At 62.3% G+C, this 18927-nt stretch carries 15 protein-coding genes and 1 other RNA gene; 11 read left to right on the forward strand and 5 right to left on the reverse strand.

The annotated features are described in order from the left end of the window. Window positions 1-33 precede the first annotated feature (33 nt). The 4 genes from ssrA to ompA all read right to left on the reverse strand — a co-directional run bounded on the left by ssrA (window position 34) and on the right by ompA (window position 2560). Window positions 34-372: a transfer-messenger RNA gene (ssrA, locus tag AC1RWI_RS15805) on the reverse strand. Continuing rightward, window positions 366-1037, reverse strand: coding sequence for a phosphoglycolate phosphatase (gene gph / locus AC1RWI_RS15810; protein WP_043344471.1), 672 nt, complete (start codon window positions 1035-1037; stop codon window positions 366-368). Before gph ends, ssrA begins: the two co-directional genes overlap by 7 nt. Window positions 1038-1039: 2 nt before the next feature. Next, window positions 1040-1789, reverse strand: coding sequence for a bifunctional 2-polyprenyl-6-hydroxyphenol methylase/3-demethylubiquinol 3-O-methyltransferase UbiG (gene ubiG, locus AC1RWI_RS15815; RefSeq protein ID WP_043344472.1), 750 nt, complete (start codon window positions 1787-1789; stop codon window positions 1040-1042). Window positions 1790-1900: 111 nt separating this feature from the next. Then, entirely contained in the window at window positions 1901-2560 is a 660-nt protein-coding gene (ompA, locus tag AC1RWI_RS15820; RefSeq protein ID WP_043344473.1) for an outer membrane protein OmpA, read from the reverse strand. A gap of 458 nt (window positions 2561-3018) precedes the next feature. Between ompA and gyrA the strand changes: the two genes are divergently transcribed. The 7 genes from gyrA to aroA all read left to right on the forward strand — a co-directional run bounded on the left by gyrA (window position 3019) and on the right by aroA (window position 12531). Next, window positions 3019-5733 carry a DNA gyrase subunit A gene (gene gyrA / locus AC1RWI_RS15825; protein WP_043344474.1) on the forward strand — a complete coding sequence of 905 codons (2715 nt, stop codon included), beginning with the start codon at window positions 3019-3021 and terminating at the stop codon, window positions 5731-5733. 81 nt (window positions 5734-5814) lie between these two features. Continuing rightward, window positions 5815-6378 (forward strand): DUF2059 domain-containing protein, encoded by a 564-nt coding sequence (locus AC1RWI_RS15830; protein WP_492867368.1) that lies wholly within the window; start codon window positions 5815-5817, stop codon window positions 6376-6378. Window positions 6379-6500: 122 nt separating this feature from the next. Continuing rightward, complete coding sequence (serC, locus tag AC1RWI_RS15835; protein WP_043344478.1) at window positions 6501-7661, forward strand: 3-phosphoserine/phosphohydroxythreonine transaminase; 1161 nt, start codon at window positions 6501-6503, stop codon at window positions 7659-7661. Between the two features lie 117 nt (window positions 7662-7778). After that, entirely contained in the window at window positions 7779-8918 is a 1140-nt protein-coding gene (pheA, locus tag AC1RWI_RS15840; protein WP_043344480.1) for a prephenate dehydratase, read from the forward strand. 44 nt (window positions 8919-8962) lie between these two features. Then, entirely contained in the window at window positions 8963-10078 is a 1116-nt protein-coding gene (hisC, locus tag AC1RWI_RS15845; RefSeq protein WP_043351363.1) for a histidinol-phosphate transaminase, read from the forward strand. A 140-nt stretch (window positions 10079-10218) separates the two neighbouring features. Then, window positions 10219-11127: a prephenate dehydrogenase gene (locus AC1RWI_RS15850; protein WP_492867370.1), complete on the forward strand. Its 909-nt coding sequence runs from the start codon at window positions 10219-10221 to the stop codon at window positions 11125-11127. Between the two features lie 93 nt (window positions 11128-11220). Then, window positions 11221-12531 (forward strand): 3-phosphoshikimate 1-carboxyvinyltransferase, encoded by a 1311-nt coding sequence (gene aroA, locus AC1RWI_RS15855; protein ID WP_492867372.1) that lies wholly within the window; start codon window positions 11221-11223, stop codon window positions 12529-12531. Here the strand turns inward: aroA and AC1RWI_RS15860 are convergent, their stop codons facing one another. Continuing rightward, window positions 12532-12765 (reverse strand): DUF2061 domain-containing protein, encoded by a 234-nt coding sequence (locus AC1RWI_RS15860; RefSeq protein ID WP_492867374.1) that lies wholly within the window; start codon window positions 12763-12765, stop codon window positions 12532-12534. Window positions 12766-12899: 134 nt separating this feature from the next. Here AC1RWI_RS15860 and cmk point away from each other — a divergent pair, with 134 nt between their 5' ends. The 4 genes from cmk to ltrA all read left to right on the forward strand — a co-directional run bounded on the left by cmk (window position 12900) and on the right by ltrA (window position 18918). Further along, on the forward strand, window positions 12900-13562 hold the full coding sequence (cmk, locus tag AC1RWI_RS15865) for a (d)CMP kinase (RefSeq protein WP_183032074.1): 663 nt from the start codon (window positions 12900-12902) through the stop codon (window positions 13560-13562). Window positions 13563-13714: 152 nt separating this feature from the next. Beyond that, window positions 13715-15409: a 30S ribosomal protein S1 gene (gene rpsA, locus AC1RWI_RS15870; protein ID WP_006158411.1), complete on the forward strand. Its 1695-nt coding sequence runs from the start codon at window positions 13715-13717 to the stop codon at window positions 15407-15409. Between the two features lie 32 nt (window positions 15410-15441). Continuing rightward, the gene (locus AC1RWI_RS15875; RefSeq protein WP_043351368.1) at window positions 15442-15939 is read left to right on the forward strand and encodes an integration host factor subunit beta; all 498 of its coding nucleotides are present in this window, start codon (window positions 15442-15444) and stop codon (window positions 15937-15939) included. Window positions 15940-17217: 1278 nt separating this feature from the next. Next, window positions 17218-18918: a group II intron reverse transcriptase/maturase gene (ltrA, locus tag AC1RWI_RS15880; RefSeq protein WP_492867377.1), complete on the forward strand. Its 1701-nt coding sequence runs from the start codon at window positions 17218-17220 to the stop codon at window positions 18916-18918. Window positions 18919-18927 lie beyond the last annotated feature (9 nt).

The following is an 18927-nucleotide window of genomic DNA, read 5'->3' on the forward strand; positions in this document are numbered from 1 at the left end:
TCGGTAGTCCCGGAAATAACCGGGACTGAATATTGGTGGGCCGGCGGGAATCGAACCCGCGTCCGCAAGCCCTCCACAGAGAGTTCTACATACTTAGTCCTGTCATTTGATCTAACCGGTGCATCGCGGACGGACACGCTCTACAACGGCGAGTCACTAAATTTTCGTCCCTGGGTCCGTGACAAACTCAGGGCTTATCTGGCGTTAATGACCTCGCGTAGTCTTGCGACTCTAGCCCGCCAGCGAGCCAGTGCGAGGACGGCCGCAATTAAGCGGCCAGTGCGTAACGTTCGTCGTTAGCAGTTAGAGAGGTTGTACTCCGTTGGCGGCTTCGGGTGTAAATGCCCGTCGCGCCGCCGCCCGCGTCAGCGCTGTGCGCGAGGGGCCAGCAGCGCGATCAGCTCGCTGGGATGGCGCACCAGGTAGTCGGCACCCCATGCCTCGGGCGGCTCGCCATCGCCGCAGTAGCCGTAGGCAGCGGTGATGGTGATCATGCCGGCGGCCTTGCCGGCCTGGATGTCGCGCACATCATCGCCAACGTACACGCAGCGCCCGGGCGCCACGCCGCTGACTTCGGCGGCATGCAGCAGCGGTGCGGGGTGGGGCTTGGCATGCGCCGTGGTGTCGCCGCTGACCACGGCCGAGGCGCGTGGCGCCAGCCCGATGGCGGCGACCAGCGGCGCGGTGAAGCGCGTGATCTTGTTGGTGACGATACCCCAGCGGATGCCGGCGGTTTCCAGCGCGTCAAGCACTTCGGCCATGCCGTCGAACAGGCGCGTATGCACCGCGATGTCGGCCTCGTAGTAATCGAGGAAGGTGTCGCGCAGGGCGGGGAACTCGGGGTCGGCCGGGCTCTTGCCGAAGGCGGCGCCAATCAGCCCGCGCGCGCCGTGCGAGGCCACCGGGCGGAGTTTTTCGTAGTCCACGGGCGGGCGGCCATGCTCGGTGACGAGCCGGTTCGCGGCCGCGGCCAGGTCGGGGGCGGTGTCGGCGAGCGTGCCGTCGAGATCAAAGAAGACTGCGTCGTAGGTGCGCATGTTCAGGCAGGCCGGCGAAATGCCATCATATAGTTCACATCGGTGTCCCGGCCCAGCGAGTAGACCTGGGTCAGCGGGTTGTAGGTCATGCCGCGCATCTCGACCAGTTCGAGCCCGGTGTTGCGGGCGTAGCGGGCGAGTTCGGACGGCGTGATGAACTTGTCGTAGTCGTGCGTGCCGCGCGGCAGCATCTTGAGCACGTATTCAGCGCCGACCACGGCCAGCAGATAGGCCTTGAGGTTGCGGTTGATCGTGGAGCAGAACACGTGACCACCCGGGCGTACCAGGGTGGCGCAGGCGCGCAGGACCGATTGCGGGTCGGGCACGTGCTCCAGCATTTCCATGCAGGTCACCACATCGACGCTGGCGGGCATGCGCGCCGCCAGCGCTTCGGCAGCGATCTCTTCGTAGGTTACTGTCACGCCGGACTCCAGACTGTGCAGGTCGGCGACCTTCAGCGCCTTGGTGGACAGGTCGATGCCGCGCACCGTGGCGCCGGTGCGCGCCATGCTCTCCGCCAGGATGCCGCCACCGCAGCCGATGTCGACTACATCCTTGCCCTTGAGGCTGGCGATGCCATCAATCCAGCCGAGCCGCAAGGGATTGAGTTCATGCAGCGGCTTGAACTCGCTTTCCGGATCCCACCAGCGATGGGCCAGCTCGCTGAACTTGTCGATTTCGCGCGCGTCGGCGTTCTTGCCGATCAAGGTGGTTTCAACGGTCGGATGGAGCGGGGAGGATATCTGCGTCATGGAGTTTGGCGCGCCACCAGTGCGGCAGCGTGAAGGCGGAGGGTATGCCGCGACTGTATCAAAAAAAAAGCCCAGCTTGCGCTGGGCTTTCTTTCATCGGAAAGGTTCCGATTAACGTGCGCTGCGGGTGCCGACCACTTCGACTTCCACGCGGCGATTCGGCTGCTGGCAGGCGATTTGTGCCTTGCGATTGCCCTTGCACGACTTCGGGTCAACCTTCAGCTGGCGCTTGCCCTTGCCTTCGGTGTAGACACGGTTGGCTTCCACGCCCTTGCTGACCAGATACGCCTTGACGGCTTCAGCACGACGGATCGACAGGCGATCGTTGTACTTGTCCGAACCGAACGAGTCGGTGTGGCCAACTGCGATAATCACTTCCAGGGTGATGCCCGACAGCTTGGAGGACAGGTCGTCCAGCTTTGCCTTGCCTTCCGGCTTCAGCACAGCCTTGTCGAAATCGAACAGGGTGTCAGCAGCGAAAGTGACCTTTTCGCTGGAAACAACCGGGGGAACAGCTGCCGGGGGTTGCGTTGCCGCCGGAGCGACCGCCGGTGCCAGGGCGCCGTCGCACAGGGCGTTGGCGGTGGCCGGGGTCCACGAGCTGTCGCGCCAGCAGAGCTCGTTCGTGCCGTTCTTCCACACGTACTCGCTCGTACCGTTGCCCCAGCTATCGTTCACAGCCTTCTTTTCGTAGGGGACGGACTGGGCTTGAGCGGATGCAGCCATTACTGCGGTAGCTGCAACGAGCGCGAGCTTGGCAAATTTTTTCATATTTCTCCTCTCAGGATGAGATCACCGCAGGGTTACTGCGAGCAAATGGACGGAAACAAGTCATACATTCTTCGGAGTATAACATTCTCGATGCGGTGTATGCTCCACTTCGAACAATGTCTGGCTCTTCGCTGGGGAATTGTGCCACAAGGGTCGTTTCCTAAGAAGTAAATATATTCGATTCCATCAATGGGTTTTAGGCCTGTGGTGTTTGTGCAACATGGCCCTTGCGATGCCCGCAAACCCTTGTCAGGCCGTGCTTGCAGGCTTTTCGACTCGGCCTTGCGCGTGCTTTCCGGGCGCTGCCGAAGCCCCTGCCAAGGGGGGCGCCGCGGCTAAGGGAGAGGGCAGCCGCGCATGTTAGAATGTCACGTTGCCCACCTGTCAGACGCCGCTTTGGCGAATGGCGATTCACCTGGGTGCCTTCTGTTTAAATTCGCCGGATAACCCACGCCGCAATGGATCAATTCGCCAAAGAAACCCTTCCGGTCTCCCTCGAAGAGGAAATGCGCCGTTCCTATCTCGATTACGCCATGAGCGTGATCGTCGGGCGCGCGCTTCCCGATGTGCGGGATGGCTTGAAGCCGGTACACCGGCGTGTGCTCTATGCGATGCATGAGCTTAACAACGACTGGAACCGGCCGTACAAGAAATCGGCCCGTATCGTAGGGGATGTGATTGGTAAGTATCACCCCCACGGTGATACTGCTGTATACGATACGATCGTGCGGATGGCGCAGAATTTCTCGCTGCGCTACATGCTGGTCGATGGCCAGGGTAACTTCGGTTCAGTGGACGGGGATAACGCGGCAGCCATGCGTTATACCGAAATCCGCTTGTCCAAGATTGCCCACGAGATGCTGCTCGATATCGATAAGGAAACTGTCGATTTCGGGCCGAATTATGACGGCTCCGAACATGAGCCGCTGATTCTGCCGGCACGTATCCCGAATCTGCTGATTAATGGTTCGTCGGGTATCGCGGTGGGTATGGCCACCAATATCCCGCCGCATAACCTTAACGAAGTGGTCGATGGCTGCCTGCATCTGCTGCGTAATCCGCAAGCTACGATTGACGAACTGATCGAGCTGATTCCGGCACCGGACTTCCCGACCGCCGGCATTATCTATGGCATCCAGGGCGTGCGCGAAGGCTACCGCACCGGCCGCGGCCGCGTCGTCATGCGCGCCAAGACGCACTTCGAGGATATCGACCGTGGCCAGCGCCAGGCGATCATCGTCGACGAGCTGCCCTACCAGGTCAACAAGCGCACCCTGCTCGAGCGCATCGCCGAGCTGGTGACGGACAAGAAGGTCGAGGGCATCTCCGATATCCGCGACGAGTCCGACAAATCCGGCATGCGCGTGGTGATCGAGCTCAAGCGCAACGAAGTGCCGGAAGTGGTGCTTAACAATCTATATAAGCACACCCAGCTGCAGGACACCTTCGGCATGAACATGGTGGCGCTGGTCGATGGCCAGCCGCGCCTGCTGAACCTGCGCCAGATGCTGGATTGCTTCCTGTCGCACCGGCGCGAGGTCGTCACCCGCCGCACCGTGTTCGAGCTGCGCAAGGCGCGCGAGCGCGGCCACGTGCTGGAGGGCCTGGCGGTGGCTCTTGCCAACATCGATGAGTTCATCGCCATCATCAAGGCGGCGCCCACGCCCCCCATCGCCAAGCAAGGGCTGATGGCCAAGGCCTGGGATTCCAGCCTGGTGCGCGAAATGCTGGCACGCGCTGAAGGCGATACCGCCGGCGGCCGGGCGTCCTATCGCCCGGACGGCCTGCCGGCCATCTTCGGCATGCAAGCCGACGGGCTGTACCGCCTGTCCGACTCGCAAGCCCAGGAAATCCTGCAGATGCGCCTGCAGCGCCTCACGGGCCTGGAACAGGACAAGATCGTCCAGGAATACCGCGATGTCATGGCGGTCATCTCCGACCTGCTCGACATCCTGTCGCGCCCGGAGCGCATCAGCACCATCATCACCGACGAGCTGACCGCCATCCGCGCCGAGTTCGGCGACGTGCGCCGTTCGCACATCGAACTCAACGCGACCGAGCTTGATACCGAGGACCTGATCACCCCGCAGGACATGGTGGTGACCCTGTCGCACAGTGGCTATATGAAGAGCCAGCCGATTTCCGAGTACCGCGCGCAAAAGCGCGGCGGCCGCGGCAAGCTGGCGACCACCACCAAGGAAGACGACTGGATCGACACGCTGTTCGTCGCCAACACGCACGACTACATCCTGTGTTTCTCGAACCGCGGCCGGCTGTACTGGCTGAAGGTGTACGAGGTGCCACAGGGGTCGCGCAACTCGCGCGGCAGGCCGATCGTCAATATGTTCCCGCTGTCCGATGGCGAGAAGATCAACGTCATCCTGCCGGTGCGCCAGTTCGACGCCGAGCACTTCATTTTCATGAGCACTGCGCGCGGCACTGTCAAGAAGACGGCGCTGACCGAGTTTTCGAACCCGCGTAAGGCCGGCATCATCGCTGTCGATCTTGATGAGGGCGACTACCTGATCGGCGCTGCCGTCACCGATGGCCAGCACGACGTGATGCTGTTCTCGGATTCCGGCAAGGCCGTGCGCTTCGACGAAAACGACGTGCGTCCGATGGGCCGCCAGGCCCGCGGCGTGCGCGGCATGAATCTGGAAGAAAGCCAGACGGTGATCGCCATGCTGGTGGCCCCGGCTGAGACCAGCGAGCAGGCCGTCGCAGTGGGCAGTGTGCTGACCGCCACCGAAAACGGTTACGGCAAGCGCACCCCGATCGCCGAGTACACTCGACACGGTCGTGGCACCAAGGGCATGATTGCGATCCAGACGAGCGAGCGCAACGGCCGGGTAGTGGCCGCCGCGCTGGTGTCGCCGGAGGACGAGATCATGCTGATCACGACCGGCGGCGTGCTGATCCGCACACGTGTGTCTGAAATCCGCGAGATGGGGCGTGCCACGCAAGGCGTGACCCTGATCAATGTGGACGAGGGCACCAAGCTGTCCGGCCTGCAGCGAATCGTCGAAAGCGATGCCGACAACGGTGTGGCGGGCGACGAACTCGAAGAAGGGGCTGACGCGGTGGATGCGGCGGCTCCGGCTGCCGACGGTGAGCAGGCGGGTGCGCAGGACGGCACCGACGCCGGCACGCCTGACACGGGATCAAATTCGTAAGTTGTTGCAACATTGACCCGTTATCCGGAACTCGATTGCCGGTTGCGGGACTAAAACGGACATATTTACAAGGGAGTCACAATGCTCAAAACCTATCGACGTATCGCTGTTCTGGCTGCCTTCGTACCGGCCATGATGCTGGCCAACGCAGCGCATGCCCAGGACGCCGACAAGTCCGCTGCCATCAAGGAACTACTGACCGTGATGCAGGCCGACCAGGCCGTCAAGGGCCAGGCCGAGAACTGGCAGCAAGGCGCCAAGCAGGAAGCGCCCATGGTCCTGGAGCAGGTACTGGTCGAGAACAAGACGCTCAACGACAAGCAAAAGCAAGCTGCTGTCGAGAAGCTCAAGAAGAACGGCGCGGTGCAGCGCATGGTTGATGGCGCCGGCACGGCGTTCACCACCGATGGCTTCAAGACCGATGCCATGAAGGCCCACTACGACGCCTTCGGCAAGTACTACAGCGCCCAGGAAATCAAGGACCTGACCACGTTCCTGAAGTCGCCGACCGGCCAGAAGTTCATGGCTAACCAGGGCAAGGCGACCCAGGAAATCTGGGGCTCGATGATGCAAAAGTACGGCCCGCAAGTTGGCAAGTCGATGCGCGACGCCGCCGAGAAGGAGATCGCCGCCGCGGCGAAGTAATTCACCGGCGGGCAGGCTGGGCGGGCGGGGCGCTGTCCTCGCCTCCCCAATCCGGCGCGGGTTTGATGGATAATGGCTGCTTGGGTAATACCGGCAGCCATTTTTCATTTCGATCCCGATCCATGAACGAACCCCAGAATCCAGCACTTGCCGCCATGATGCAGCGCGCCGTGGCCGAGCGTGTCTATAACTTCTCGCCGGGTCCGGCGGCCCTGCCGACCGAAGTGCTGCTGCAGGCAGCCGACGAGATGCTGTCGTGGCACGGATCCGGCGTCTCGGTGATGGAAATGAGCCACCGCAGTCGCGAGTTCGAGAGCATCCAGGCCGAGGCGCTGGCCAACCTGCGCGAGCTGCTGCAGGTGCCGAAGAACTTCCGCATCCTGTTCCTGCAGGGCGGTGCCATCGGCGAAAACGGTATCGTGCCGCTGAACCTGATGCGCCGCGTGAACGCGGATCGTCCCAAGGCGGATTTCGTTGTCACCGGTACCTGGTCGGTCAAGTCCGAGCAGGAAGCGCGCCGCTACGGCGAGGTGAATATCGCAGCCACCAGCACCGCGCAAAAGTTCGCCCGCATCCCGGATGTCGCTGACTGGAAGCTGTCGGACGATGCTGCCTACGTGCACCTGTGCACCAACGAAACCATCGTTGGCGTGGAGTTCCAGGACGTGCCCGACATCGGCCAGCACCGCGACGGCGGACCGGTCGTGGTCGCCGACGTCTCCAGCCACATCCTGTCGCGCCCGGTCGACTGGTCGCGCGTGCAGGTCGCCTACGGCGGCGCGCAAAAGAACATCGGGCCGGCCGGCCTGACCATCGTGATCGTGCGCGAAGACCTGCTGGGCCATGCGCATCCCCTGTGCCCATCCGCCTTCAACTGGCGCCTGGTGGCCGAGCATGACTCGATGTACAACACGCCGCCGACCTATTCCATCTATATCGCCGGGCTGGTTTTCAAGTGGCTCAAGGCGCAGGGCGGCGTAGGCGCCATCGAGCAACGCAATATCGCCAAGTCGCACGCGCTGTATGAGTTCCTCGACCAGAGCGCGTTCTACCGCAACGAGATCGATCCAGGCAGCCGCTCGCGCATGAACGTGCCGTTTTTCCTGGCCGACGAATCCCGCAACGACGCCTTCCTGGCGGGCGCGCGTGCCAATGGCCTGGTGCAGTTGAAGGGCCACAAGTCGGTCGGCGGCATGCGCGCCAGCCTCTACAACGCCATGCCGATCGAGGGCGTTGCCGCCCTGATCGAGTATATGCGCGAGTTCGAGCGGACCGCGGCCTGATCCTTTGTTCGCTGCGGCATCGCGTGGCGATGCCGCAGTGGTGCCGATTCGGTTTTTCCCAAGGCCATTTCACTGCCATTGGCACTGCGCAATGGCGTGGCGTAGCGGATTCATACAATGACAAATCAAGACAAGCAGGGCGCGCAGGGGGAGGCGCAGCAGGACAATGGCGCGGCCGAAAAGGCGCTGGGCGTCGAGCTGACGCCGCTGCGCGAGCAGATCGACACGCTCGACCGCGAGCTGCTGGCGATGCTGAACCGCCGCGCGCAACTCGCCCTCGACGTGGGCGAGGTCAAGAAGAAGTACGGCGCGCCGGTGTTCCGCCCCGAGCGCGAGTTGCAGGTGATTCGCAAGGTGCAGGGGGCCAACCCTGGCCCCCTGCTAGACGACAGCGTGGCGGCAATCTGGCGTGAAGTCATGTCGGCCTGCCGCGGGCTGGAGAAGCCGCTCGAGGTGGCATTCCTCGGCCCGGCAGGCACCTTCTCGGAGCAGGCGCTGTACGCGCACTTTGGCCACGAGGTCAGCGGCGTACCCTGCCCCAGCATTGATGAGGTGTTCCGCGCGGTGGAAGCCGGCACCGTGGAGTACGGCGTGGTGCCGGTGGAGAATTCCACGGAGGGCGCGGTCTCGCGCACGCTGGACCTGTTCCTGCAGACCTCGCTGAAGATCAGTGGCGAGATCGCGCTGAAGGTGCACCACAACCTGATGGCATCGTCGCCCGATATGAAAGGCGTGACTGTGGTGCGCGCGCATGCGCAGGCGCTGGCGCAGTGCCAGCACTGGCTCACGGCCAACTACCCGCACCTGGAGCGCCAGGCGGTGTCGAGCAATGCGGAAGCGGCACGCATGGCCAGCGAGGATCCCACCGTGGCGGCCATCGCCGGCGAGTCGGCGGCCAATCGCTACCACCTGCATCTGGTGCGCACGCACATCCAGGATGATCCGCATAACCGCACGCGCTTTGCCGTGATCGGCCGCTACGAAACCGAGCCCTCCGGCAGCGACCAGACCTCGATGATCCTCTCGGTGCCCAACAAGGCAGGCGCGGTCTACCAGTTGCTTGCGCCGCTGGCCGATAACGGTGTGTCGATGTGCCGGTTCGAGTCGCGCCCAGCGCGCAGCGGCGCGTGGGAGTACTACTTCTACGTCGACGTCGAAGGCCACCAGCACGATGCTTCAGTGGCGCGCGCGCTGGAAGAGCTGCGCCGCAACGCGGCCTACTTCAAGGTGCTGGGCTCGTATCCGTCCAGCCGGTAACAGGATCGGCGATCCGCGAACAACGTTTCAGAGAAGGAATGAACATGGCAGAGCAGGGCAAGCAGTTCGGTCCGGAGTATGTGCGGGCGATTTCCCCGTACGTGGCGGGCAAGCCGATTTCCGAAGTGGCGCGCGAGTTTGGCCTGGTCGAGTCCACCATCGTCAAGCTGGCCTCGAACGAGAATCCGCTCGGCATGCCCGAATCGGCCCGGACCGCCATCGCTGCCGCCGTGGCCGACCTGGGCCGTTACCCGGACGCGAACGGCTTCGCCTTGAAGGGCGCGCTGTCGGCCCGCTTCGACGTGCCGCCCGACTGGCTCACGCTGGGCAACGGCAGCAACGATATCCTGGAAATCGCGGCGCATGCGCTGGTCAAGCCAGGCGAGTCGATCGTCTATGCGGAGCATTCTTTCGCGGTGTACGCGCTGGCCACGCAGGAAGTCGGCGCGCGCGCCATCGAGGTCAAGGCGCGCGACTACGGCCACGATCTCGACGCCATGGCCGTGGCCATCGCCCCGGACACGCGCCTGGTCTTTATCGCCAATCCTAACAACCCGACCGGCACCTTCCTGCCGGCCGCCGAGATCGAGACCTTCCTGGCCAAGGTGCCGGCCGATGTCGTGGTGGTGCTGGACGAGGCCTACAACGAATACCTGGACGACGCGCAGCAGTACGATTCGATCGCGTGGGTCCGCAAGTATCCCAACCTGTTGGTATCGCGCACCTTCTCCAAGGCCTATGGCCTGGCCGGGCTGCGCATTGGCTACGCCGTGGCGCAGCCCGCGCTGACCGATCTGCTCAACCGTATCCGCCAACCCTTCAACGTCAACAGCCTGGCCCAGGCAGCGGCGGTGGCGGCGCTGGGCGATGCGGCCTTCCTGCAGCGCAGCGCCGAGCTGAACCGTGCCGGCAAGGCACAACTGGTGGCTGCATTCGACCGGCTTGGCCTGCAATACGTGCCGTCCTCGGGCAATTTCGTGCTGGTGCGCGTGGGGCGGGACGATGGCGCCGGCGCGCGCGTCAACCTGGCGCTGCTCAAGCAGGGCGTGATTGTACGGCCGGTGGGCAACTACAACCTGCCGCAATGGCTGCGTATCACCATCGGCCTGCCCGAGGAAAACGCGGCGTTTATCGCGGCGCTGGAAAAGGCCCTCAAGTAAGCGCTGTTGCGAGCAATGTCCCCGCCCGCTGCGGGCCGGCGCCATGCGCGCGCGCGCGAAGGCGCAATGGCGGCGCCGCCCTCCGGCGGAGAAGTTACAATATCGGATTCCCGAACTTCCTTGCCTGGCAGCGTATCCCCGTGACCGTTCCTGCGTCCGCTCCATTTTTTTCCCGTGTCGTCATTGTCGGTGTCGGCCTGATCGGCGGCTCGCTGGCACTCGCGCTCAAGCGCGCAGGTGCGGTCGGCACGGTGGTCGGCGTCGGCCGCTCGCAAGCTTCGCTCGAGCGTGCGCTCAAGCTGGGCGTGATCGACGAGGCGGCCACGCTGGAAGACGCCGCCAAGGGCGCCAGCATGATCGTGCTGTGCGCGCCGGTGGCACAGACCTTTGCGCTGCTCCATGCACTTGAGCCGCATCTGGAGCCGGCTACGATCATCACGGATGCCGGCAGCACCAAGTCCGACGTCATCATGGCGGCCAAGACCGCGCTGGGCGACAAGGCGGCCCAGTTCGTGCCGGCCCATCCGATTGCCGGGCGCGAACTGCATGGCGTGGAAGCGGCGCTGGACGATCTCTATGTCGGCAAGAAGGTCGTGCTGTGCCCGCTGCAGGAGAATACCCGCATTGACGTGGCGGCCGTGCGCGCCATGTGGGAGACCGCGGGCGCCCAGTGCAGCGTGATGTCGGCCGTGCAGCACGATGCCGTGTTTGCCGCCGTCAGCCATTTGCCGCACCTGCTTTCCTATGCGCTGGTGGCCCAGGTGGCCAATGCCGAAGACGCTGCGCTCAAGCTCGATTTCGCGGGTGGCGGCTTCCGGGATTTCACCCGGATCGCGGCGTCGTCGCCGGAGATGTGGCGCGATATCTGCGTTGGCAACCGCGAGGCGATGTTGAGTGAGCTCAGCACCTACCAGGCCATGCTGGCGCATCTGAAGACCCTGATCGAAAACAGCAACGGCGAGGGCCTGGAGCGTATTTTCCAGCGCGCCAGCCAGGCGCGGCAGCAATGGGGCGCGCAGCGCGCGCCGGCTGTCAACGCCGAGCCCTGATCGCCACGCAATCCGGCGCTACGCGAACGCCACGTCATCAACGAAAGCGGCGCGCCTTTCATCGAAAGCCGCCCGCCAACTAGCATGGAAACCATGGAACATCTCACGCTCGGTCCCTTCACTCGCGCTTCGGGCACGGTTCGCCTGCCGGGTTCCAAGAGCATCTCGAACCGGGTCCTGCTGCTGGCGGCGCTGGCCGAAGGAGAGACCCGCGTGTGCGACCTGCTCGACTCGGATGACACGCGCGTGATGCTGCAGGCGCTGCGCACGCTGGGCGTGGAATGGCGCCAGGAGGAAGGCGTTTGCGTGGTGCGCGGCGTGGGCGGCAAATTTCCCAACAAGGCAGCCGAGCTGTTCATGGGCAATGCGGGTACGGCGATTCGCCCGCTGACCGCGGCGCTGGCGCTGCAGGGCGGGAGCTACAAGCTGTCCGGCGTGCCGCGCATGCACGAGCGGCCGATCGGCGATCTGGTCGATGGTCTGCGCCAGATTGGCGCGAGCGTCGCCTACCTTGGCACCGAGGGCTATCCGCCCTTGCAGATTTCCCCCGCGCGGATTCGCATCGATGCGCCGATCCGCGTGCGTGGCGACGTGTCCAGCCAGTTCCTGACGGCGTTGCTGATGGCCTTGCCGCTGGCCGATGCGCCTGGCGACACCATCGAGATCGAAGTGGTGGGCGAGCTGATTTCCAAGCCCTATGTGGAGATCACGCTCAACCTGTTGGCGCGCTTTGGCATCGAGATCCGGCGCGAGGGCTGGTCACGCTTCATCCTGCCGGCTCGCGCGGCATACCGCTCGCCGGGCGAGATTTTTGTCGAGGGCGACGCATCCTCGGCCTCCTACTTCCTGGCGGCGGGCGCTATCGGCGGCGGCCCGCTGCGGGTGGAGGGCGTGGGCATGGCCAGCATCCAGGGCGACGTCAAGTTTGCCGAGGCGCTTAACCGCATGGGCGCCAACGTGATGGCCGGCGCCAACTGGATCGAGGTCCGCGGCACCGAGCGCGACGACGGCCGCTTGAACGGCATCGAACTGGACTGCAACCATATTCCGGATGCTGCCATGACCCTGGCGGTGGCGGCGCTGTTCGCCGAGGGGCCTACCACGCTAACCAATATCGCCAGCTGGCGAGTCAAGGAAACCGACCGCATCAGCGCTATGGCCGCTGAGTTGCGCAAGCTAGGCGTCGAAGTGGAGGAGGGTGAGGATTACCTGAAGGTGACGCCACCGGCCCAATCGGCCTGGCAGACCCCGGCTGCCGGCATCGATACTTACGATGACCACCGCATGGCGATGTGCTTTTCGCTGGCCGCGTTCGGTCCGCTGCCGGTGCGCATCAACGAGCCTGGCTGCGTTGCAAAGACGTTCCCTGATTACTTCGAGGTGTTTGGCACGGTGGCACGCTGATCACGTAGCCAGTGGCAGGTCATCGCCGCCGCGCCCGGTCTGGGGCAGGGTCTTGTGCTTCGCCCCGGGTTCGCGCCGTTCCCAGTAGCGGTCGAAGAAGTAATGCGCCACAGTGTTGACTGCTGGTTCGATGAACGTCACGGCACCGCTGACAGCTAGATTGCCGGTCAGCGCATAAGTGACGCCGAAGGCAATGGCAACGTGCATGATGCCGAACGACAGGGTCTTGGCCATGGTAGATTGCCTCGCGAAGATGCCGGTTGTTTGCTGCATGGGCCCGCGATCCTGCCGGGTACCTCGCATGTATTGCATGCTAATGATTCTCAATTGATTTAAGAAATCGATATTTTGTTCTGCCTTAATAAACAATGACTATCGTCGACGTCATCACCATCGACGGGCCCACCGCATCGGGAAAGGGCACCGTAGCGCACAAGGTGGCCGACGCGCTCAGCTTCCATTTGCTGGACAGCGGTGCGTTGTACCGCCTGGTGGCGCTCGCCAGCGAGCGTGCGGGCATCGACATGCAGGATGTGGAGGGGCTGGCCAGCCTGGCCACCCGCCTCGATGTGAAGTTCGGGCCTGACCGTGTCTGGCTGCGCGGCGAGGAGGTCAGCCTGGCCATCCGCGCGGAAGCCACCGGCAACCGGGCCTCTGCGATCGCAGTCCACCAACCGGTGCGCGACGCCCTGACGGCGCTGCAGCGCGGTTTTCGCAAGCTGCCCGGCCTGGTTGCCGACGGCCGCGACATGGGCACCGTGATTTTCCCGGATGCCCGGCTGAAGGTGTTCCTGACGGCAAGTGTCGAGGCGCGCGCTCGCAGGCGCTATAAACAATTGATTGATAAGGGAATTTCTGCTAATATCGAAGACCTTTTGCGAGACCTTGAGTCGCGCGACCAGCGGGATCGCTCCCGCGCGGCCGCGCCGCTGCGTCCCGCAGAGGATGCGCACTTGCTCGATACCTCCGACATGACGGTGGATCAGGCGGTGGCGCAGGTGCTGCAATGGTATGGCGCGCCGGGTTCCTGATCCGCGCTTAGTCCAGCCGCTGCAACACCGAAGTGCCGGCAGAGCCTGCAAGCGCGGCTCCACCGGTGTTGTTCAACCTGACCCCGCTGCCCGGTGCAGACTGAGCGCGATCCACGCGCCGGCCCGAGTACTGCGGATTGATACTCAAGTTTATGTCCGACCTGCAAACTAACGAATCCTTTGCCGCACTGTTCGAGGAATCCGTCGCCCGCTCCAATATGAAGGCTGGCGAAGTGATTTCCGCTGAAGTCGTGCGCATCGACCACAATTTCGTGGTCGTCAACGCCGGCCTCAAATCGGAAGCCTTTGTGCCGGTGGAGGAGTTCCTGAACGACCAGGGCGAACTCGAAGTGCAGGCCGGCGACTACGTCTCCGTGGCCATCGACGCGCTCGAGAACGGCTATGGCGACACGATTCTCTCCCGCGACAAGGCCAAGCGCCTGGCATCGTGGCTGAACCTCGAGAAGGCGCTGGAAGACGGCGAAATCATCTCGGGCACGGTCACGGGCAAGGTCAAGGGCGGCCTGACCGTCATGGTCAACGGCATCCGCGCGTTCCTGCCGGGCTCGCTGGTCGATGTGCGTCCGATCAAGGACACCACGCCGTACGAAGGCAAGACCCTGGAATTCAAGGTCATCAAGCTGGACCGCAAGCGCAACAACGTGGTGCTGTCGCGCCGCGCCGTTGTGGAAGCGACCCTGGGCGAAGAGCGCCAGAAGCTGATGGAAACCCTGAAGGAAGGCGCCATCGTCAACGGTATCGTCAAGAACATCACGGACTACGGCGCATTCGTGGACCTGGGTGGCATCGACGGCCTGCTGCACATCACCGACCTGGCATGGCGTCGTGTGCGTCACCCGAGCGAAGTGCTGTCGGTTGGCCAGGAAATCACCGCCAAGATCCTCAAGTTCGACCAAGAGAAGAACCGCGTCTCGCTGGGCGTGAAGCAACTGGGCGAAGATCCGTGGGTCGGCATCTCGCGTCGTTACCCGCAAAGCACCCGCCTGTTCGGCAAGGTGACCAACCTGACCGACTACGGCGCATTCGTTGAAATCGAAGCCGGCATCGAAGGCCTGGTCCACGTTTCCGAAATGGACTGGACCAACAAGAACGTTGCTCCGTCGAAGGTTGTCCAGCTGGGCGACGAAGTCGAAGTCATGGTTCTGGATATCGACGAAGACAAGCGTCGTATCAGCCTGGGCATGAAGCAATGCAAGGCCAATCCGTGGGACGATTTCAGCCGTAACCACAAGAAGGGCGACAAGCTGGGCGGCCAGATCAAGTCGATCACCGACTTCGGCGTGTTCATCGGTCTGCCCGGTGGCATCGACGGCCTGGTGCACCTGTCCGACCTGTCCTGGCAAGAAACCGGCGAAGAAGCCGTGCGCAAGTACAAGAAGGGCGACGAAGTGGAAGCCGTGGTTCTGGGCATCGACGTCGACAAGGAACGCATCTCGCTGGGTATCAAGCAGCTGTCGGGCGACCCGTTCAACAACTTCATCTCGGCTAACGACAAGGGTTCCCTGGTCAACGGCACGATCAAGACTGTTGATGCCAAGGGCGCTGTCGTGCAACTGGCTGATGACGTCGAAGGTTACCTGCGCGCATCCGAAATCTCGGCTGACCGCGTGGAAGATGCTCGCAACGTGCTGAAGGAAGGCGAACAAATCACCGCCCTGGTGGTGAACGTTGACCGCAAGTCGCGCAACATCAACCTGTCGATCAAGGCCAAGGACAACGTCGAGCAGCAAGAAGCCATGCAGAAGTTCGCTGCCGACACCGGCACGGCTGGCACGACCAACCTGGGCGCGCTGCTGAAGGCCAAGCTCGGCCAGGACAACCAGTAAGCATTGGTTCTTACGCCTGCTAGCGGATGCCCATGACCAAGTCCGAGCTTGTCGAAAAACTGGCTGCCCGGTTCCCGCAGCTGTTGCTGCGGGATGCGGACATCTCGGTGAAGACGATCCTCGACGCGATGTCCGAAGCGCTGGCTGATGGCCACCGCATCGAGATTCGCGGATTCGGCAGTTTTGGTCTTAACCGGCGTCCGCCGCGCGTGGGACGCAACCCCAAGTCCGGCGAACGTGTGCTGGTGCCCGAGAAACGGGTGCCGCACTTCAAGGCGGGCAAGGAGTTGCGTGAACGAGTCGATCGCAGCCCGGCGCTGCCGCAGGCAGGTAGCGGCGGTGCTGGCGCCAATGCCAATGGAAGTCACGTTGGCAGCGGCAACGCGAATGGCAGTACCCATGGCGGTAGCATTGGCCATGGCGCTACGGCTGGTGCGGGTCTTGTGACCGCGCCTGGCCAGGCGTTGCCGGCAGCCGCTGCCGGCAATGCCCTGCATGATGATGGCGGGCTGAAGCTGGCCCAGTCCTGAATCCGCTGTGTTTGGCTCGTGATGTGCCTGGATAGTCAAAAAAGCGCCCCTTATCGGGGCGCTTTTTCATTTTTGCGAGCATACAAGAGGTTACCGTTGGTACGAGGCGATTCCGCTACAATGCCGGGAATCGTGCGACACGCACTATCGTGTCCGGGTAGCTCCAACGTAAGGAGCATCGACCTTGTTGGGACAAGGGGAGGGCTTCGGCCCGAACTGTCCAATCCCAACCATTTCTTGCTTAGACGAACCGGGCCGAACAGCCAGGGGGAGTCTAGAACGTTGCGAGGAAGGCCCGAACACCGGCCGGATTTGCAGCTTGCTTTTTGCTGGATGGATTTCCAGCCATTGCCCAAGGGCGGGGACGCTCGCCTTTGGGCGAGTTCTCTGTAAACGCCCCTCCACGGAGAGGCGGGTGGCTATGCAACGGAGTTTGTTGTATGGATACCACATAGCATTCAAACCGGTCCGGATGGACTGGCGCTAGGCTCTTTGGGACGGTAGGCACTCGCGAGAGTACACCGCCGTCAAGCGCTCGCTAGTAAAGGAGCACGTGAAGTAGGGAAGTGAGGTCCCGGAGCGTAAGCTCTGCGCGTTATGGTTCGGTCGGACACACCTGTAAGGGTGCTCTGATAGAGAACCTGCTATGCGACTAGCAGTAGCCTAGGGAGACATGCGTCACCGGTAACGGTGGGGTGTGAAGCTCTCCTGACAACGTAGCCCCCGTAAGGGTGTCTATCCGTCGTGAGGCGGACAGGCAGAGACTCCGAGCAGCAATGGGGTCGAGGAGCAAGGCTGGCTGGTATGGGTAATGTAAGTGAACTGCTGGTAAACGCCGTGAGCATTGCGGTGCCAAAGCTGCTGATAGGCACTAACCAAAACGGTACGTGGTCGGTTGTCCCGTTGGTTCCTCGGGACACGTCGTCAATGGACCACCGGCGAAGAGGCGGACCCTAACCCAGTCGTGTAACGCGCAGGGAACGTGGTAAGCCCGTATGGCTGCCGAAGCGCAGTTGGCTCAGGCAGGCGAACCGCAAGGAACGCTGTTGGCTATGCGGGTATGGGAGGTTGGAAAAAGCGAATGCCGGGCTGTAATGGTTCGGATAGGGGTTGAAACATCATCCCACGCGAAAGCGGGCAGACTTCCAACTGGTCTTTCGTCGCAAGACGGCTGACTGAACTCGCTTGTTTAAATTTTCTTCCCTTGAGGGGCAACTGTCCCTCAAGGGGCATGTTGTCTCTAGATTTTGGGGAGGATCCTCAAGATAGGAGAGCAGCATGGAAGCATTGATCCGTGAGGATGAATCTGCGCCCTCCGGCGTACCGCAACGATGGGGCGACATCAATTGGCGCCGTGTTGAACGGAACGTTCGGGTAATGCAGATTCGAATTGCGAAGGCAACACAGGAAGGGGACTGGCGCAGGGTGAAAGCCCTGCAACGGTCTTTGACCCGCTCGTGGTCCGCCAAGGCATCGGCGGTGCGGCGAGTGACGGAGAACCAAGGTGCGCGGACAGTAGGTGTTGACCGCGAACAGTGGAACTCGCCTGAAGTCCGGTGGGAAGCCATCGGGCGGTTGAAGCGCCGGGGGTATCGGCCCATGCCATTAAGGAGGGTCTTTATTCCTAAAGCCAACGGGAAAGAGCGCCCTCTGGGCATTCCGACCATGTTGGATCGAGCCATGCAGGCGTTATACCTGCTGGCGCTGGAACCGGTGTCCGAAGGGACGAGTGATCTGAACTCCTATGGGTTCCGGATCAATCGCTCTACCGCGGATGCCATGTCTCAGCTATTTGTCTCGTTGTCCCAGAAGGCTTCGGCTCAATGGGTACTCGAGGCGGATATCAAGGGGTGCTTTGACCATATCAGTCACGACTGGCTGGAACGCAACGTCCCGATGGACAAAGCAATCCTGCGGAAATGGCTGAAAGCTGGCGTGGTATTTCAGGGTCAGTTTCAGGCGACCGAAGCCGGAACACCACAGGGGGGCATCATTTCCCCGACTCTGGCAAACGTGGCATTGAACGGGTTGGAACGGCAACTGGTGGAGTTCCTCAGGACAAAGCTAGGAGTCAACAACACGAAGAAGCTGAAGGTGAATGTTGTGCGCTATGCGGACGACTTCGTGATCACCGGCAATACGCCGGAAGTTTTGGAGCACGAGGTGAAGCCATGGGTAGAGCAGTTCCTGGCAGTACGGGGGCTGACGCTATCGACGGAGAAAACGCGGATCGTCCACATTGCCGAAGGCTTTGACTTCCTTGGGTGGAATTTCCGGAAGTACTCGGGAACGCTATTCATCAAGCCGAGCAAAAAGAACGTGCAGACGTTCTATCGCAAGGTGAAGGCGGTTATCAGTGCTAACAAGGCGGTGAAGCAGGCCGATCTGATCGAACTGCTGAACCCGATGCTAAGGGGCTGGGCGCAGTATCACAGTCCAGTGGTTGCGAAGGCGACGTTCACACGCGTGGAGCATGCGGTATTTAAGGCTCTATGGCGATGGGCGAAACGGCGACACCAAGGAAAGAACGCCGATTGGGTGCGGAAGAAGTATTTCACATCGGTCGGGGAACGGAACTGGGTGTTTGGGACCAAAGCAAGGGACAAGAACGGCAATAGCTATTGGACGGAGTTGTACCCGCTTGCGGGGACGCCCATTCGGCGGCACAAGAAGATTCGAGGGGATTACAACCCCTTCGATCCAGCGCAGGAACGCTACGGCGAGACGTTGCGGCAGGAGCGCATGCAAGCAAGCATGACGCACCGAAAGCAGTGGATCAAACTGTATGTATCCCAGCGAGGCTTGTGTGCGGTGTGTCAGTGCAAGATAACCAAGGAAACAGGATGGGAAGATCATCACATCGAATCCCGCATGCTTGGGGGTTCCGATGCTCTAGGGAATCGTGTGCTGCTGCATCCGAACTGCCATATCCAAGTTCACCACCACGGCCAAACTGTTGTGAAACCGGTGTTTAATTAACATTTTGTA

This window comes from Cupriavidus sp. MPR-AND1C, assembly GCF_058809705.1.